This is a genomic window from Collinsella sp. TM09-10AT (assembly GCF_003436275.1).
Taxonomy (GTDB): domain Bacteria; phylum Actinomycetota; class Coriobacteriia; order Coriobacteriales; family Coriobacteriaceae; genus Collinsella.
The window spans coordinates 20,048-36,509 of record NZ_QSOP01000005.1; the positions used below are offsets into that span (position 1 = coordinate 20,048).

14 protein-coding genes are annotated in these 16,462 nt (G+C 59.2%); all 14 read right to left on the reverse strand.

The window, feature by feature from the left end:
* Nucleotides 1-38: 38 nt before the first annotated feature.
* Nucleotides 39-1,328: a GTPase HflX gene (gene hflX, locus DXD77_RS03240; protein ID WP_117647722.1), complete on the reverse strand. Its 1,290-nt coding sequence runs from the start codon at nucleotides 1,326-1,328 to the stop codon at nucleotides 39-41.
* Nucleotides 1,328-2,266 (reverse strand): tRNA (adenosine(37)-N6)-dimethylallyltransferase MiaA, encoded by a 939-nt coding sequence (gene miaA / locus DXD77_RS03245; RefSeq protein WP_117564293.1) that lies wholly within the window; start codon nucleotides 2,264-2,266, stop codon nucleotides 1,328-1,330. The genes hflX and miaA overlap by 1 nt, the downstream gene beginning before the upstream one ends.
* Nucleotides 2,266-3,636, reverse strand: a complete 1,371-nt coding sequence (gene miaB / locus DXD77_RS03250) for a tRNA (N6-isopentenyl adenosine(37)-C2)-methylthiotransferase MiaB (RefSeq protein ID WP_117647724.1) — start codon at nucleotides 3,634-3,636, stop codon at nucleotides 2,266-2,268. The genes miaA and miaB overlap by 1 nt, the downstream gene beginning before the upstream one ends.
* A 45-nt stretch (nucleotides 3,637-3,681) precedes the next feature.
* Nucleotides 3,682-3,999: a stage V sporulation protein S gene (locus DXD77_RS03255; protein WP_117564291.1), complete on the reverse strand. Its 318-nt coding sequence runs from the start codon at nucleotides 3,997-3,999 to the stop codon at nucleotides 3,682-3,684.
* A gap of 74 nt (nucleotides 4,000-4,073) precedes the next feature.
* Nucleotides 4,074-5,159, reverse strand: a complete 1,086-nt coding sequence (locus DXD77_RS03260; protein WP_006235981.1) for an ATP-binding protein — start codon at nucleotides 5,157-5,159, stop codon at nucleotides 4,074-4,076.
* Nucleotide 5,160: 1 nt separating this feature from the next.
* Nucleotides 5,161-6,711 (reverse strand): ribonuclease Y, encoded by a 1,551-nt coding sequence (rny, locus tag DXD77_RS03265; protein ID WP_089573375.1) that lies wholly within the window; start codon nucleotides 6,709-6,711, stop codon nucleotides 5,161-5,163.
* Nucleotides 6,712-6,968: 257 nt separating this feature from the next.
* A complete protein-coding gene (locus tag DXD77_RS03270; RefSeq protein WP_117564289.1) occupies nucleotides 6,969-7,661 on the reverse strand; it encodes a regulatory protein RecX in 693 nt (230 codons plus the stop codon).
* Between the two features lie 11 nt (nucleotides 7,662-7,672).
* Nucleotides 7,673-8,821 (reverse strand): recombinase RecA, encoded by a 1,149-nt coding sequence (gene recA, locus DXD77_RS03275; RefSeq protein WP_099431786.1) that lies wholly within the window; start codon nucleotides 8,819-8,821, stop codon nucleotides 7,673-7,675.
* 257 nt (nucleotides 8,822-9,078) lie between these two features.
* The gene (locus DXD77_RS03280; RefSeq protein ID WP_117564288.1) at nucleotides 9,079-9,609 is read right to left on the reverse strand and encodes a CinA family protein; all 531 of its coding nucleotides are present in this window, start codon (nucleotides 9,607-9,609) and stop codon (nucleotides 9,079-9,081) included.
* A 12-nt stretch (nucleotides 9,610-9,621) separates the two neighbouring features.
* A complete protein-coding gene (gene pgsA / locus DXD77_RS03285) occupies nucleotides 9,622-10,170 on the reverse strand; it encodes a CDP-diacylglycerol--glycerol-3-phosphate 3-phosphatidyltransferase (protein WP_233502347.1) in 549 nt (182 codons plus the stop codon).
* 99 nt (nucleotides 10,171-10,269) lie between these two features.
* Nucleotides 10,270-11,619, reverse strand: coding sequence for a 30S ribosomal protein S12 methylthiotransferase RimO (gene rimO, locus DXD77_RS03290; RefSeq protein WP_117564287.1), 1,350 nt, complete (start codon nucleotides 11,617-11,619; stop codon nucleotides 10,270-10,272).
* Between the two features lie 27 nt (nucleotides 11,620-11,646).
* Nucleotides 11,647-12,144 (reverse strand): YajQ family cyclic di-GMP-binding protein, encoded by a 498-nt coding sequence (locus tag DXD77_RS03295; protein ID WP_022094699.1) that lies wholly within the window; start codon nucleotides 12,142-12,144, stop codon nucleotides 11,647-11,649.
* 26 nt (nucleotides 12,145-12,170) lie between these two features.
* Nucleotides 12,171-13,682, reverse strand: coding sequence for a RodZ family helix-turn-helix domain-containing protein (locus DXD77_RS03300; protein ID WP_117647726.1), 1,512 nt, complete (start codon nucleotides 13,680-13,682; stop codon nucleotides 12,171-12,173).
* Entirely contained in the window at nucleotides 13,682-16,462 is a 2,781-nt protein-coding gene (locus DXD77_RS03305; RefSeq protein WP_233502346.1) for a DNA translocase FtsK, read from the reverse strand. Before DXD77_RS03305 ends, DXD77_RS03300 begins: the two co-directional genes overlap by 1 nt.

Sequence of the window (16,462 nt, forward strand, 5' to 3'; positions counted from 1 at the left end):
CTTCATCAACCGGTTATCTTGGGTGTACTGGAGCTGATTTATTCCGTTCGGCAACGCTCAAGACGTGGTGCGATACGGTCCGGAAGCTTTGCCACAATACGAACGCCGTCCTCGAGGTATTCCTCGTGCAGAAGGGTTCCCTGTTCGTGCACGAGCGTGATTAACGCGCCCTCTCGATACGGGATATCGGCCGAGAGCAACACGTCCGTGGCGGCCGCTTCACGAGCGATGCGGTCGACTAAGTCATCAAGACCCTCACCCGTCTGAGCCGAGAACAGCACCGCCTCGGGATAGCGCCGGCGAAAGCTCAAGCGATCGACGCTATCGAGCAGATCAATCTTATTGAACACGGTAAGCGTCAAGCGCTCACCGGCACCGATCTCGTCAAGGACACGATCAACCGCCTCAAGCTGACGCTCGTAATCCTCATCGGAAGCATCCACAACTTTAAGAATCAAATCGGCGCCGAGCACCTCAGAAAGCGTAGATTTAAACGCGTCGACCAGGCCATGGGGCAGCTTTTGAATAAAGCCGACGGTATCGGTGATCGTCATGCCACGGCCACCGGGCAAACGGTACGAGCGCGTTGTAGGATCGAGCGTGGCAAACAGCTTATCCTGCGAAAGTACCGTGGATCCCGTCAAACGATTAAGCAACGTCGACTTGCCGGCATTGGTGTAACCAGCCAGCGCCACGCGAAACGCCGGCGATTCAATACGGCTTTTCGATTGCACATCGCGACGTTGCTCAACCTGTTTCAGTTCGCGTCGAAGCGCCGCGATCTTATTGCGAATCAGGCGACGGTCGACCTCGAGCTGGCTTTCGCCCTGGCCAAAACGCGATCCAATGCCGCCACGCGTCTGTTCCTTTGCAAGATGGCTCCACATACCTCGCAGACGAGGCAGCAGATACTGCAACTGTGCCAGCTGAACCTGTAAGCGGCCCTCACGCGTCTGGGCATGCAGGCCAAAGATATCCAAAATCAACGCCGTACGGTCAATAATCTTGACCGGTTCGCCCACGGCTTTCTCAAGATAGGACTGCTGTGAGGGCGTCAGGTCGTCGTCGAAGATAACAACATCCGCATCCATGCGATGCACCAAACCGCACAGCTCCTCGACCTTGCCGGAGCCGATAAACGATTTGGGATAGGGCTTGACTAGGCGCTGCGACAAGCGCGCCACGCATTGAGCACCAGCAGTGTGGGCCAGACGCTCAAGCTCATCGAGCGAACGGTCAAGCGGCCAGGCATTATCGCGCCACTCAACACCAACCAAGATGGCGCGCTCGGGTTCAGGAGCCGTGGGGACCAAAGGGAAACGAGCCATTAGACAGCCTCGATGCGACGATAAATATCTTCGACGACCTCATCGATCGTGAAGTCATCCATATCGAACCACACAATACGATCGTCACGCTTAAACCAGGAAAGCTGGCGCTTGGCATAGCGACGGGAGCGAATCTTGATAAGCTCACGGGCCTCATCCATGGTAATAGCGCCACGCAAGGCATCAATAATCTCTTTGTAACCGATTGCCTGCATCGATGTGAGTGCATCACCCAAGCCCTGGTCCAAAAGGCCACGGACCTCATCAACCAGTCCCTGCTCAAACATAAGGTCGACTCGCAGGTTAATGCGCTCATAGAGCACTTCACGGCTACGCGTCAGACCAAACCACAAGGCATGATAACGCTCGCGCGGGACGCTGAATTTCGACTTCTGCTCGGCATACGACACACCGTCATCATGCATCTCGAGCGCACGAATCACACGACGCACGTTATGGGGATGAATCACGGCAGCAGATTCCGGATCGCGCTCGGCAAGCAGGGCATGCAGCGCCTCCTCGCCAATACGCTCGGCAAGTTCCTGATAGCCCGTGCGGCGTTCGTCCTCGAGTTCTCCCGAAGGAAAATCCATTTCATCGAGTGCAGCCTTGAGATACAGGCCCGTACCGCCGCAAAAGACCGGAAGACGTTGCTCGCCAAGCAAACGCTCGATATGCGCCCGGGCATCCGTCTGATAGAGCGCAGCTGAATACGCGACGCCCGGATCCACGATATCGACAAGGCGCAGGGGCACCGAGCACTCCTCGGGCATCATCTTGGCCGTACCGATGTCCATGCCACGATAGATTTGCATCGCGTCACAAGACAACACTTCGGACGAAAGACGAGCGGCCAGGCGGTCGGCAACATCGCTTTTACCGACCGCCGTCGGACCGACAATCGCTACGGCAGAAAGGCTTGCACCGGTGGAAATCATTAGCGAGGCTCGCCCACGACGGAGCCAGACAGATACCACGTTTTGGCGACATCAATATCAACGTCGACGATTTTGCCGACGAGCTGATCGATGCTATAGCCAGCGGGAATCGGCGCATGCACCGTCTGGTTCTTGGGGCTTTTCCCCAGAAGAACAGCGTCGTTCTTCTTGCTCGTACCCTCAATAAGCGCAGGCACCACGGTGTGAAGCTCGCCCTGGTTATACTCATGAGCCGTCGTCTCGATAACCTTGACCAGACGGTTAAAGCGCTCAAGGATAACCTCATGCGGGGTGGGATCATAAATCTCAGCTGCCGGGGTACCGGCGCGCTTGGAGTAAATAAACGTGTAGGCCTGGGCATAACGAACCGTCTCGGCAAGCGAGAGCGTCTGCTCAAAGTCTTCCTCGGTCTCGCCCGGGAAGCCCACGATGATGTCGGTCGAAAGCGCAATATCGGGCATACGGTTACGAATACGATCGACCAGACCCAGATAATCCTCGCGCGTATAACGACGATTCATCTCTTTAATGATGCGCGTCGAACCTGACTGGACGGCCAGGTGCAGTTGCGGCATAACGGCAGATGTCTCGGCCATGGCGTCGATGGTCTCGGGCAGCAGATCCTTGGGATGCGAAGACGTAAAGAAGATACGCTCCACGCCCGTATCGCCCACGGCACGCAGCAGATCGGCAAAACGCGGCTTGCCAAACAGATCGCGACCATATGAATTAACGTTTTGGCCCAACAGCGTAATCTCACGCACGCCCTGGCGCACCAAACCGGTCACCTCGTCGACAATCTCCTCGAAGGGGCGGCTCTTTTCGCGACCGCGCACGTACGGCACGATGCAATAGGTGCAAAAATTATTGCAGCCCGTCATGATGGGCACCCAAGCGTGATACTGAGTCTCGCGATGCCACGGCATGCTCATGGCGTCCGTATCCTCATGCTCATTGGTGCGGATATGACGCTTGCCATCAAGGAACGCCTCGGCAATGAGCTCGGCCACATGCGCGATGGAATGCGTGCCAAAGATGACATTGACGTTATCGACGTTGGTGAGCAGGCCCTCGCCATCGCGCTGCGCGATGCAGCCACCAACGGCAACCACGCGCTTGCCAGAAGGCGAAGGCGGCAGGCTTTTGCAGGAATTGCACTGACCGTACAGGCGAGTATCGGCGGCCTCGCGCACGCAGCACGTCATGAAGACAACGATATCGGCATGCGCGGGATCGAGCGCCATGAGGCAGCCATACGAATCAAGCAGACCGCTCACGCGCTCGGAATCGTGCTGATTCATCTGGCAGCCAAAGGTGCGGATAAAGTAGGTTTTACCGGCAAGAATATCGCGTACGGAACGCTGGTCCATGTGCATAAGTCCTAACGATGGGGAGCGAAACAAAGCAAGCAGAAGCTATGCCACAGGCTTAACATCATCAATGACGACGTTATCCATAGCAGCTCGATTGATCTGGTGAACGTAGATAGAAAGGCGGATGGCCGTGCGCGACTCCCCGTTAATGAGGATGTCGGAGAACACGGGCGCGCAGGAAATATCAAAACCGGTTGGAATCAAAAAACCGCGCGCGATAGCAACGGCCTTAATGGCCTGGTTGACGGCACCGGCGCCGACACACTGGATGTTGACGGGTACACCATCCTTGACCATGCCGGCGATGGCGCCGGCAACGGACGCGGGCGATGATTTGCTTGATACCTTCAGGCAATCCATGAAGAAACTCCTGCATTTAAAAGTACGTTTTAACTGCAATAACTGTATCGTACCGAGTGGACTCGGTAAAGGCACTATTCCTCTTTGGCAAGATCAAAGGTCACGGTGATTCGATCACGCGAAACGCGAATCTTTGGGTCGCCGCAAAGGTTGAGATAGTACCGGGCAGCAAGGTCATTAAAATCGCGCTCCACAGCACGCGAAAACTGTGCCATGTCATCCTTAGCAATACGTAGCCCGCGACGATCCTTCGCGAGATCGACAGGAGCCGGCGCATGCGAGGACGAGTCGCGCTCGCGCAGCAGACGCGCGGTCACACCGCGAACAGGCTTAATCTGCCCTGCCAAAATGCGATGGGCCGTGCGCTCGGACATCTCAAGACCCAAACCCGAACAGATACGGATAAAGTCCTCGGCATCAGAAGCAAGGCCTAAACGATCGACAACCGGAAGCTCGCTCTCGTCATCAATGAACAGGAGACGAGACGTATCAAGCCGGCTTGACGCCTGAGCATAAAGGGTCGCGGCAATCTCGGACGGAGAACCAAGATAGACATCGCAACCACGCAACTCCTCGAGCGCAAACTCACAAGCAGCGCGAATAATATTATGCGGACCGCGAGCACAGACATAACGTCCGTCCTCATCCTTGACGGCCTGGGGCCAGCTGGACTGATCGGCACGCTCACTGAGGCGGTCGGCCGCGACGCTCACCTTAAAGGCTGAACCAAGATCGACGCCGGACGTGACCACACGGGCCTCATCGGTGTTCTGCTTGATCGAAAACAATGCCATGCCACGACCGTGAACGCCCCAACGGTCCATCTTCATGCTCTCGAGCTTGGAGGTAACGCGGGCATCAAAGATTCGCTCTTGCATATCCTGCGGAACGCCCGAACCGTTATCCAGAAAGACAAGCGTGCGGACGCCGTCTTCCTTGGTCGTGGCGAGATAGACCTTGTCGGCGCCGGCATCGCGAGCATTACGGAGCATTTCGATGACGATATCCTCGACATGCTGAATGTCGTGCTTTGCCTGGCGCCGCTCGGCCTCCGAAACGCGGAGGCGGACATACCCCTCGCCAAGGTTCTCCTCGACGCGAAGGTTGCCCTCCCCCGACATCGACGCGATAAATGAGATGAGCTCGTTCGCGTCGCTCATGTTATTTAGCGATATCGACAGCGCGGCTCTCGCGAATCACGACGACGCGCACCTGACCGGGATACTCCATCTCTTCCTCGATCTGATGGGCGATATCGTGAGCCAGGACCGTGGACTGGGCATCGGAAATCTTGTCCGGCTGGACCATGACGTGGACCTCGCGACCGGCCTGCATGGCATAGGTACGTTCGACGCCGTCATGAGAGTTGGCGATCTCCTCGAGCTTCTCAAGACGCTTGATGTAGTTCTCGGCAGACTCGCGACGGGCACCGGGGCGAGAGGCAGAGACAGCATCGGCGGCCTGTACCAGGACATCGAGCACCGTATTGGGGTCGACATCGGCATGGTGAGCCTCGATAGCGTGGACGATAACGGGCTTCTCGCCATAACGGCGGGCAAGCTCGGCGCCGATGACGGCATGCGGGCCCTCGACGTCGTGGTCGATTGCCTTGCCCAGGTCGTGCAGCAGGCCGGCGCGCTTGGCGGTCACAACGTCCAGGCCAAGCTCGGAAGCCATCACGCCGCACAGATCAGAGACCTCGAGGGAATGCTGAAGCACGTTCTGACCAAACGAGGTACGGTAGCGCAGGGCACCAAGGGTCTTGACGATCTCGGGGTGCAGATCGTGGATGCCGGTATCGAAGGCAGCCTGCTCGCCAGCCTCGCGCACGCGCTGCTGAACCAGGTCGGCGGCCTTGTGATACATCTCCTCGATACGGGCAGGGTGAATGCGGCCGTCGGCGATGAGGTTCTCGAGGGCGACACGGGCGGTCTCACGACGGACCGGGTCGAAGCTCGAAAGAACGACGGTCTCGGGCGTGTCGTCGATCACGAGGTTGACGCCGGAAACCTGCTCGAAGGTCCGGATGTTGCGACCCTCGCGACCGATGATACGGCCCTTGAGGTCATCAGAGGGAATGTGCACGGAGGTAACGGTGACCTCGGCAGTGTGATCGGCAGCGCAGCGCTGAATCGCCAGAGACAGAATCTCCTGGGCGGTCTTGTGGCACTCGGCGCGAACCTGCTGCTCGGACTCGCGAATGATCGTGGCGGCCTCGTGGGTGACCTCGCCGCGAACCTTATCGAGGAGCTCCTTGTGGGCGTCCTCGCGGGTAAGGTCGGCGATACGCTCGAGCTCGGAGGTCTGCTTTGCGCAGAGCTCCTCGAGCTCACGGGAGCGCTTCTCGACCTGACCGGCCTGGCTGGACAGCTGATGCTCGCGCTTGTCGAGAGCGTCGTTGCGGCGATCGAGGGATTCCTCGCGCTGCATCACGCGGTTCTCGAGCGTACGAATCTCGTTCTTACGCTGCTTGTCCTCGGCCTCGGCGGCCTGCTTGTTCTTGATGATCTCCTCTTTAGCCTCGAGCAGAGCCTCTTTTTTGAGGGTCTCGGCCTGACGCTTGGCATCACCGATCAGGGACTCAGCCTGTGCGTGTGCCGACTGGATTTTTTCGTCGGCCTCGTGAAGACTACCCTGCTTGGCGGTGCGCATGTAGGCAATGGCGGCGATGGCACCCAAAACGATGCCAACGAGCGCTGCGATGATAGGCATGCTCACTCCTTTTTATGGATTCGTTACACAACAAAGCGAACCGTCCTTACGAACGGCTCGCGACATTTGAGTAATATGGGCGCAGCTTATGCGGGTCGGATACAGATAAACATATAAACAAACTCATCACAGATGAGCACATATCACAAAGCAAATGACAGTGTTTATCGTACGTTGAACCACAACAACTGTCAAATAAATGGCCCCAGCACGGCGGCTAAAACGCGGTGAACGGCAGGGCCACAAAACGCATACGCCTAAACCGCACATTCCTCACGTTCGGCATCGAGACGTGCCTTAACGGCATCGGCGGCGATGTGATACGAGAAGCCCTTGCCCATCAAAAACCGAACCAGTTTTTCGAATCCGCGCGTCTCTGGAACACGCCGCTTGGCGAGCAGGGCTGACGCACGCGCCAAATCGTCTTCGACGGCAAAATAATCCTCCGGATAACCGGGAATGTCATCGAGCACGACATGACGGCGCTTGAGCTCGGTCTCGATTTTACGCTGTCCCCAACCGCGCCGCTTGCGTTCCTCGATAAAGTACGAGCAAAAGCGGTTCTCGTCTAAAAAGCGATACTCGGTGGCGCGCTCGACGGCGAAATCGATCGCGGGCTGGCGAAAGCCGTAGCGTGCCAACTTGTCACAGACCTCACCCGTCGCATGGTCGCGTCGCGATAGCATCTCGGTCACCATGGTAAGTGCACATTTACGCTCGATGAGCTGCACCGCTTCACGAAAGTTATCCCAATCACAGGGAAGATCGGGGCGATTTTTGACATACAGCCGCGCGACCCGCACGGGGATCCAAATGGACCGCTCAAAACCGCCCTCAAGCTCACAATCGATATGTGCGCAAGGCTTTTTTGACGCATAGCCGCTCGAGAACGAGGAGGCCGCCTTCTTATCGGGAAAGACGACCGTGGCCTCGGTCACCGTATACGACATGAGCGTAACCGCTACTCGTCGTCATCATCGAGCATGGCGGAACCATCGATGGCGTAAAGCTCGTCAAACTCCTCAGGCGCAGGCTGATCGGTCAGCTCGACCTCGGACGGAGCATCGTCATCAAACTCAAGCCCGCAGGCAAGGCGAACCTTATGCTCAATCTCGTCGGCGCAATCGGGGTGTTCGCGCAGGAACGCCTTGGCGGCCTCGCGACCGTTGCCGAGCTTGTCCTCGCCATAGGCGAACCAGGAGCCCATCTTCTTGCAGATGCCGCACTCGACAGCCATGTCCAGAATCGAGCCCTCCTTAGAGATGCCCGTACCGTACATGATGTCGAACTCAGCAGAACGGAACGGAGCGGCCACCTTGTTCTTAACGACCTTGGCGCGCACGCGGTTACCGATAACCTCATCCTTAAGCTTAATGCTGTCGATGCGGCGAATGTCGATACGCACCGAAGAGAAGAACTTAAGGGCACGGCCGCCCGTCGTGGTCTCGGGGTTGCCGAACATGACGCCGATCTTCTCTCGCAGCTGGTTGATGAAGATGCATGTCGTATTGGACTTGGACAGCGAGCCGGCGAGCTTGCGGAGCGCCTGACTCATCAGGCGAGCTTGCAAACCGACCGTGGTATCGCCGATCTCTCCCTCGATCTCGGCACGCGGGGTCAGCGCGGCGACGGAGTCGACGACGATGGCATCGATGGCGCCGGAACGCACGAGCATGTCAACAATCTCGAGCGCCTGCTCACCCGTATCGGGCTGGGAAATCAATACCTCGTCGATATCCACGCCAATGCGCGCGGCATACGTGGGATCGAGCGCGTGCTCGGCATCGATAAACGCCACGACGCCACCCATTGCCTGGGCCTCGGCCAAGATCTCGAGCGAAAGCGTCGTCTTACCGGAGGACTCGGGACCGTAAATCTCGACGATACGGCCGCGCGGCACACCGCCGATACCCAGAGCGGCATCGAGCGCCAGAGCACCCGTGGGGATGGCCTCGACCTCGAGCTCGGGGCCGCCGTCACCATACCTCATGATGGAACCTTGACCGAACTTCTTCTCGATCTCGGCCTTGGTGGTGGCGATCATCTCTTCGCGCTCTTTGCCCGTCGTGGGTGCATGGACGGTACGTACGGGACCTGAATTCTTGGCCATGAATAGCCCTCCTCTTAACAACCTGCATCGATAATAAACGAACGGCTGTTCGTGGTCAACCGTTCAGACCAATCATATGCAGGCAGTCTTTCCAAAACCCAACCAAACGCCGACCAAACACTGTCCAAATGCTTGACCACATAGGGCCAAATAAAAACAAGGAAGGAGATAATACACCTATGACCAGCACAAAAGCTAAATTCGTCAGAGGTCCCCATCTCCACAATTAAGGGGCCCTAAGGCCCCTTAAAACACGCCTATTCCATAGAGTTGAGCACAAGGGCAATGCGTCCCAATGCCTCCGTGACCGCATGGGCACGAACACACGAACGGTCGCCCTCATAGTGGCAACGCACAGAGTCCACGATCGGCACTTCCCCATCAGCCACGCGATACGCCCAGCCAATATAGAACATGCCGGCGGGGTCTTGCTCGGTGCCACCACCGGGCCCAGCGTAGCCCGTTGCGCTCACGGCCACATCGCTCTGATAGAGGTCCAGCGAGCCCGCGGCCATCTCGCGCGCCGTCTGGTGCGACACGGCGCTAAACCGATCGAGCGTCTCCTGCTCAACACCCAGAACACGATGCTTGATCTCATCGCAATAGGTCACCGCACCGCCGCGCAGCACCGCCGAGGCGCCCGGGATATCGGCAATCGTCGAGGCGATCATACCCGCCGTCAGCGACTCAGCCGTAGAAACCGTCACGCCCCGAGCGCTCGCGCGCTCGACAATATCGCGCGCCAGCTCCTCGTTATGTGCGGAAATCTGCTCAAAAGAGTCCGCCATACCCACCAGGACCTAAACCGAAAAGACGATCTTGCGGCAGTTCCAGAAGTACTGGGCGCCCGAGATAACGGTCAGGACAACGGCAACAGCGTACAGGAAGCGTGAAACGCCATAGACACCGAGCAACAGCTCCGCAGGCCCCAACTGGAGGCCGGTCATCGCAAAGACGCACAGGTAGCCGCAGATGGAGACCATCGTGGTCGCCGTCTTGTACTTGCCGAGCTTATCGGCGGCAATGACCACACCGGCCGCACTCGCGACCATGCGAAGGGCGCTCACCAACAGCTCGCGGAACAAGATAATGAACACGGACCACACGGTCACCGCGCCAAAATCGAGGAACAGCAGCAGGGCCGAGAACACGAGTAGCTTGTCGGCGATGGGGTCCAAGAACTTACCGAAGTCGGTGATCTCGTTGCGCGAGCGCGCCAGATAGCCGTCGACCTTATCGGTGCACGACAGGATAACGTACAGAATAAAGGCGGCGGCGGCGAGCGGGCCGTCGAAGGTGCTCCAGTCCGTACCGGCAACGCTCGTGTGAGACAGCGCCGACACGATCATGAACACCGGGATAAAGACGATGCGAACGCACGTCACGATGTTGGCGGGCGTCCAAACACTCGTCAGTTCCTTATTGCTCTCGTTTGCCACGACGCTCTCCTACTCCACAACATGTCCGATAAGCTCATAGCAGAAGCTATCGGTAAACTCGACGGTCAGAATATCACCCACGGACGCCTCGCTGGCGTCCAGATGCACCGCGCCATCGGAATCGGGCGCCTGGAACCAGGCATGGCCGATCAGCTCGGCGCCGTCCTCGGTTTCTTCGATACCGTCGACGATCACCTGGGCGCGCTCGCCCACATGTGCGGCGGTGGCGGCAAAACCGAGCGACTCAGCCAGGTCCATGGCCTCCTGGGCGCGCTCGAGCTTGACCTCTTCGTCGACCTGACCCTCCATCTTAGCGGCCAGGCTGCCCTCCTCCTGCGAGTAGGCAAAGACGCTCGTGTAGTCAAAGCCGACGGTGTCCATAAAGTCGATAAGGTCGCGGAACTCGTCGTCGGTCTCGGTCGGGAAGCCGACCATGGCCGTGGAACGGATCACGATGCCGGGGATACGCTCACGCAGATCGCGGAACAGGTCCTCGAGCTCCTGGCGCGAACCAGAACGGCGCATAGCCTTGAGAATGCGCGCGTCGCAGTGCTGCACGGGGATATCGATATAGGGAAGCACCTCGGGCGTATCGCGAATCGTCTCGATGAGCTCATCGGTCATGCCCTCGGGCTGCAGGTAGAGCACGCGGACCCAGACGTTCTGCGGGCGCACGGCCTCGGCGACGGCACGCAGCAGCTGCGCCAGATTGCGCGGCGAGCCCTCGGCGACGTCCTCATCCGCAAAGTCGGTGCCCCAGATGCCCGTGTCCTGGCCGATCAGCACGATCTCGCGCACGCCACCGGCAACCAGGTCGCGCACCTCAGAAATAATGCTCTCGGCATTGCGCGAGTGATAACGACCGCGAATATAGGGGATCATGCAGAAGCTGCAAAAACGATTGCAGCCATCGGAAATCTTGACGTAGGCAACGGCACCCTCGACGGTACGCTTGACCTGAGGGATATAGGCCGCGATCTCACGCTCGACACCCAGCACGCCATCGATGACTGCCACGATGCCGTCTTCCTCGTCGGCCTTCACAAAGGCAGCGACCTCGGGCAGCTCGTCAGGCAGGTCGTCGCCATAGCGCGACGGCACACAGCCGCACATGACGATGGGGCAAGAACGAACGCCGTCCTGCACCTCGTTGGCGAGCTCGAGCGTGATCTCGATGCTCTCGGACGTTGCGGAGGCGAGGAACGAGCACGTATTGACGATGGCGATATCGGCCTCCTGCGGGTCGAATGCCTCCTCGTAGCCTGCGGCGGTCAAAAGAGAACGCATGCGGTCGGTATCGACCTCGTTCTTGGCGCACCCGAGGGTGATGTAGAGCACGGAGCCCAACGGTGTATCCATGTTGGAGAGCGGTCCTTTCGAATGATATTAGCGGTAGTTGGTGAACTGCAGCGGCTGGCCGTAGTCCTGGTCGCGCAGGAACTGAATCACGGTCTGCAACGCGTCCTTCGAAGCAGAGGAAACACGCAGCTTGTCAGCTTCGATGGTCACCTTGACCTTGAGCTTTTGGTCCTTGATGTCCTTGTTGATCTTCTTGGCGGTCGCCTGGTCGATACCCTCGACGATATGGCCGAGCACGCGCACGGTGCCGCCCGATGCCGCCTGCGGAGCATCCCACGAAACAGCCTTGAGGTCGATACCGCGCTTGATGAGCTTGGAGCTCAGGACATCGATGATCTGCTTGGAGACAAAGTCGGCCGGGGCGTTGATCGTAAAGAGCTTGTCGCCCTTCGAAAGCTCAATCGTGGCGCCGGAATCCTTCAGGTCATAGCGCTGGGAAATCTCGCGCGTGGTCTGCTGGAAGGCGTTGTCGACCTCTTGCATATTGACCTCGGACACGACGTCGAAGCTGGAATCTTTAGCCATGATGTTTCCTTTCGCGTACGAGCGGCTTAATAGCTATCGTACGAATAGTCGGTAGAATCGGTGGGCGTCTGACCGTCAGTTGCGGCATCGGCGCCATCCGTGGACTGGGCATCGGTGCCGTCGGTGGTATCGGTACCGTCGGTGGTGTCGGCACCATCAGAACTTTCACCATTCTCGGAATCGGTCGTCTCCTTCTTGGGAACGGTGATCGTCACACGCGCCACGCCCGAAGTCTTGGTATCGTAACGGACCTTTTCGCCATTCTTGGTAACGGTGACATCGGAAGGCTTGGACGTGGTGATCTCGATCGAGGACTCGGGCGTGTACTCCTGCTCAAAGGGGCCAGTCGCCTGGGCGCCATAGACCGACTTTCCGTCGACCTTGACCTCAATCCACGCGGTCTTTCCCTTGGCAACGGAGACCTTGACCTTCGTTGCCTCGTTCTCTTCCTTTTTAGCCGTCGTCTTGGTGGCGTCCGAACCGGTCGACTCATCCGTCGCCTCATCGGTGTCTTCGTCCTCGTCGACCGTTTCGGTCTTCTTAGAAGACTTCTTGGTCGTCGTCTTGGTAACAGCGGGCGTCTCGGGCGTGGTCTCGGGCGTCGAAGATGCGCAGCCGCGCAGAAGTACCACGATGAGCACGATCAGCAGCAACGCCACGGCACCGATACCGGCGTAGACGATACGCGGATCGAGCCCGTTGTTTTGAGGAGCACGGGAACCGCCGCGTCCACGACTGGAACTGCTGCGGCCGCCTCCCTGAGGCATACAGCCACGATTGCTATCGGAACGGCCGCAATAGCCACCCTGGCCCTGAAGGCTGCGCTGACCCGAGCGGGGCGCAAGTTCACCGCGGCCTTGATAGCCACGCTGGCCCGCACGCGGAGCCGAAGAGCGCTGGCCATACGGCTGTGGTTGAGAGCGAAGACGCGGCGTCACCTGCGTGGTATCGGCGTCCGCATGGCCACTGCGAGAGCGTCCGGTGGAGATACCACTGTGACCGCGATCGGAATAGCCGCCGTCGCCGTAGCCGGCACGAGGGTCACGCGCCACGCCGCGGGCAGCGGGAAGTGCACGGTCCTCGGGCATCGGCGTACTGCGGAACCGGTCACGCTGCGAGCGAATCTCCTCGCCCGAACCCGTCTCGGTAATATAACCGGCCTGCTGAGGACGCTGTCCATAGCGAGTCGAACGACCGCCCTGAACCATCAGGAAGCGCCCGTTATCGACAGAGGAACGCGAATTGACGTAGCCGGCGGCGTCCTGGAAACGACCGCCCTGCTGCGACGTTTCGCGTTCGTATGCCATCAGTTCGTCAAAGTAGGCATTGACGACCTCGCGCGGATTGAGGCCCAAAAAACGAGCATAGCTCGAAATCATGCCCTGCGCATAGCCGCGCGGCGGCATCGAAGCAAAGTTACCGGTCTCGAAAAACTCGATGATCTGCGGCCTGATTTTGATGGTGTTGGCGACCTGCTGAATGGAAAGGCCCATTCGGCGACGCTGCTCGAGCAGCATGTCACCAAAGCGTGCAGCCATCAGAATCCTCCAAACTCACGATCTTCACGTGCCATCTCGGCGTCGACAGATTCCAGCGCGGCAAGCCCCTCCTCGTCCAACAGGACCTCGCGCGGCTTGGAACCGTCGGGCGGGCCGACGACACCCTTTTCTTCCAGCATGTCCATAATACGCCCGGCACGCGCATAGCCAACCTTCAGGCGGCGTTGCAGGCCAGATGTGGAGCCCAGCTGCGATTCCACCACAATATGGGCGGCTTCCCAAATGAGCGGATCATCGTCTTGCGGCTCGGCGACTCCGGTGCGGACAATGCCGCCGCCACCAGCCATGGACATGGAAGCGGGCGCCACGGCGGACAGAATCTCCTCGTGGTAGTCGGGCTCGCTCTGCGACTTGACGAACTCGACAATCTCGTTGATTTCGTCGTCCGAGACAAAGCAGCCCTGGATACGGCGGGGCTTGCCCCAGTCGACCTTGGAGAACAGCATGTCGCCCAAACCGGTGAGCTTCTCGGCGCCCATCTGGTCGATGATGACGCGCGAGTCGATGCCCGTGGCGACGTTAAAGGCGATGCGGTTGGTGATGTTGGCCTTGATGAGGCCCGTCACCACGTTGGAGCTGGGGCGCTGCGTGGCCACGATAAGATGAATACCGGCGGCACGGCCCAGCTGTGCAATACGCACGATCGAGGCCTCGACATCCTTACCGGCGACCATCATCAGGTCCGAAAGCTCGTCGATGATGATGACCAGGTAGGGCATCTTTTGCGGCGGGTTGTCGTAATGCTCAAACTCGCCGGCGGCCTGCTTTTCATTGTAGGTCGAGATCTTACGCACGTTGAGACGCTCGAAAACCTTCAGGCGACGCTCCATCTCGGACACAGCCCATTGCAGAGCGCTCGCGGCCTGCTTAGGCTCGGTCACCACGGGCACATAGAGATGCGGCAGACCGTTATAGCCCGCAAGCTCGACGCGCTTGGGGTCGACCATAATCAGGCGAACGTCCTCGGGAAGGGCGCGCATGAGCAAGGTCGTGATGATGGAGTTGATCATCACCGACTTACCAGAACCAGTCGTACCGGCGATCAAAAGGTGAGGCATCTTTGCGAGGTCGGCGACGACCGGCGTGCCCTCGGCGTCACGGCCGATAGCGAGCTCGAGCGGACCGCCCTTCACATAGGGCAGCACGTCGCCCAGATTGACGTTCTGGCGCTTGCGGTTGGGAATCTCGATGCCCACGAGCGAGGTGCCGGGGATCGGGGCAAAGATACGCACCGACTGGGCAGCGAGCGAAAGCGCGATATCGTCCTCGAGGCTCGAGATTTTGCTCACACGCTCGCCCTCACCGGGCTGCAGCTTAAAGGTCGTCACCGTGGGGCCGGCGATCCAGCCGACCACGCGGGCACTGCGGCCAAACTCAAGCAAGGTGGATTGCAGCGACTCAGCGGTCTGCTCCAGCTCCTTGTCCGAAGACGCAGCGGAAGCCGACTGCGGGTTGGCATGCAGGATTTCGAGCGGCGGAAGCTTGAGGCCGTCCTCTTCTTCGCCCTCGGCGTCAGTTGCGGTGTCGCTCGCTCCCCCATTGTCAGCCGCAGCAGGAGCGGCAGAGGCCGTAGAGGTTGAGGCGTCAGCGACCTTGGGGTGCTTCAGGAAGTCGGGGATCTGGGGGGCGGCCGAGACGGGATTCACGGAAAACGGCGGCTCGGACTCGTCAACCTTGTCCGGATCGTCCTCCATCGAAAGCTGTCCGGTGACCTGGCCGCGCTTTGCATGGCGACGCGGCAGCAAAGTTGTCTTTGCGGTCTCAATCGGAGCCTCGTCGTCCTCGTCATCGCCCTCGGTGAGCTCAATCTCGCTATCGGACCAAGACGGGTCGGGCTCACTCGTATTGAGCTTAGGCGCAGTCTTGCCCTTCTTGGCATGACGGCGCGGCAGCAGCGTGGTCTTGGCCCGCTCGGCTTCAACCGACTCGGATACGTCGACAAACGGGTCATCGTCCTCGTCGTCATCCAAAACCGGGTCGACATCGCCACCCATGACCGTGGTCACCGCGGCGTCAGTCCCCTTCTGGCGCAAAATGCTCAGGTGCGGACGAGCGACGCCGGGAACAGACAGGGCCTCTTCATCGCCCCACGGGCTCGCATTGACATCGGCACGTCGACGCTCGGCAAAATCGGCAGCGCGATCGCGTGCGGAGCGCAAAACGCCACCCACCGAAAAGCCGATAATGACCAAACCAACGACGACAAGCCCCAGCAAGACAACCATGGCGATAGGTTTACCCAAGGCGTTTTGCAAGGCACTTGCGATAAAGGCGCCAATGTAGCCGCCCGACACGGAAAGGTTCTGCGGCGTAAACATAAGGTCGCACGAATCGCTCGTGCCCGGCACCATCAGCGAAAGAATGGAGACGACGGCGATAAAGACCAAGGCGCCGCCCGCAACAGAGCGCACGTTGAGCGGCGAGTCCTCACCCAAAAAGAGCGTGGCGGCAAACAGCAAGATGACGATCGGCAGCACGTAGGCGCCCAGACCAAAGCCCAGGTGGTAGAAACCGGCAACCGCAGCCGTCACGGGCGCTGTTGCCGGAGAGATCACGGCAATGAAGGACGCGATCGCCAAAACGGCGATGACCACACCAGCGATATCGCGATTGGCCGAAGGCTCGACCAGGGGCTCAAAATCGTCGAACTCGGTCTCGTGGCCCTTATTGGCACGAAGATGGGAACCGGCACCCTTAGCAGATGCCGGTTGGTTGTTGGCTTTATTGCCTTTGGCGTTTTGTGCAGATCCGCGCGCCAA

Bases quoted from the DNA above. Each gene is read 5' to 3' on its own strand.
- hflX (WP_117647722.1), bottom strand. From the start codon at position 1,328: ATGGCTCGTTTCCCTTTGGTCCCCACGGCTCCTGAACCCGAGCGCGCC.
- miaA (WP_117564293.1), bottom strand. From the start codon at position 2,266: ATGATTTCCACCGGTGCAAGCCTTTCTGCCGTAGCGATTGTCGGTCCG.
- miaB (WP_117647724.1), bottom strand. From the start codon at position 3,636: ATGGACCAGCGTTCCGTACGCGATATTCTTGCCGGTAAAACCTACTTT.
- DXD77_RS03255 (WP_117564291.1), bottom strand. From the start codon at position 3,999: ATGGATTGCCTGAAGGTATCAAGCAAATCATCGCCCGCGTCCGTTGCC.
- DXD77_RS03260 (WP_006235981.1), bottom strand. From the start codon at position 5,159: ATGAGCGACGCGAACGAGCTCATCTCATTTATCGCGTCGATGTCGGGG.
- rny (WP_089573375.1), bottom strand. From the start codon at position 6,711: ATGCCTATCATCGCAGCGCTCGTTGGCATCGTTTTGGGTGCCATCGCC.
- DXD77_RS03270 (WP_117564289.1), bottom strand. From the start codon at position 7,661: ATGTCGTATACGGTGACCGAGGCCACGGTCGTCTTTCCCGATAAGAAG.
- recA (WP_099431786.1), bottom strand. From the start codon at position 8,821: ATGGCCAAGAATTCAGGTCCCGTACGTACCGTCCATGCACCCACGACG.
- DXD77_RS03280 (WP_117564288.1), bottom strand. From the start codon at position 9,609: ATGGCGGACTCTTTTGAGCAGATTTCCGCACATAACGAGGAGCTGGCG.
- pgsA (WP_233502347.1), bottom strand. From the start codon at position 10,170: ATGATCGTGTCGGCGCTGTCTCACACGAGCGTTGCCGGTACGGACTGG.
- rimO (WP_117564287.1), bottom strand. From the start codon at position 11,619: ATGGATACACCGTTGGGCTCCGTGCTCTACATCACCCTCGGGTGCGCC.
- DXD77_RS03295 (WP_022094699.1), bottom strand. From the start codon at position 12,144: ATGGCTAAAGATTCCAGCTTCGACGTCGTGTCCGAGGTCAATATGCAA.
- DXD77_RS03300 (WP_117647726.1), bottom strand. From the start codon at position 13,682: ATGGCTGCACGCTTTGGTGACATGCTGCTCGAGCAGCGTCGCCGAATG.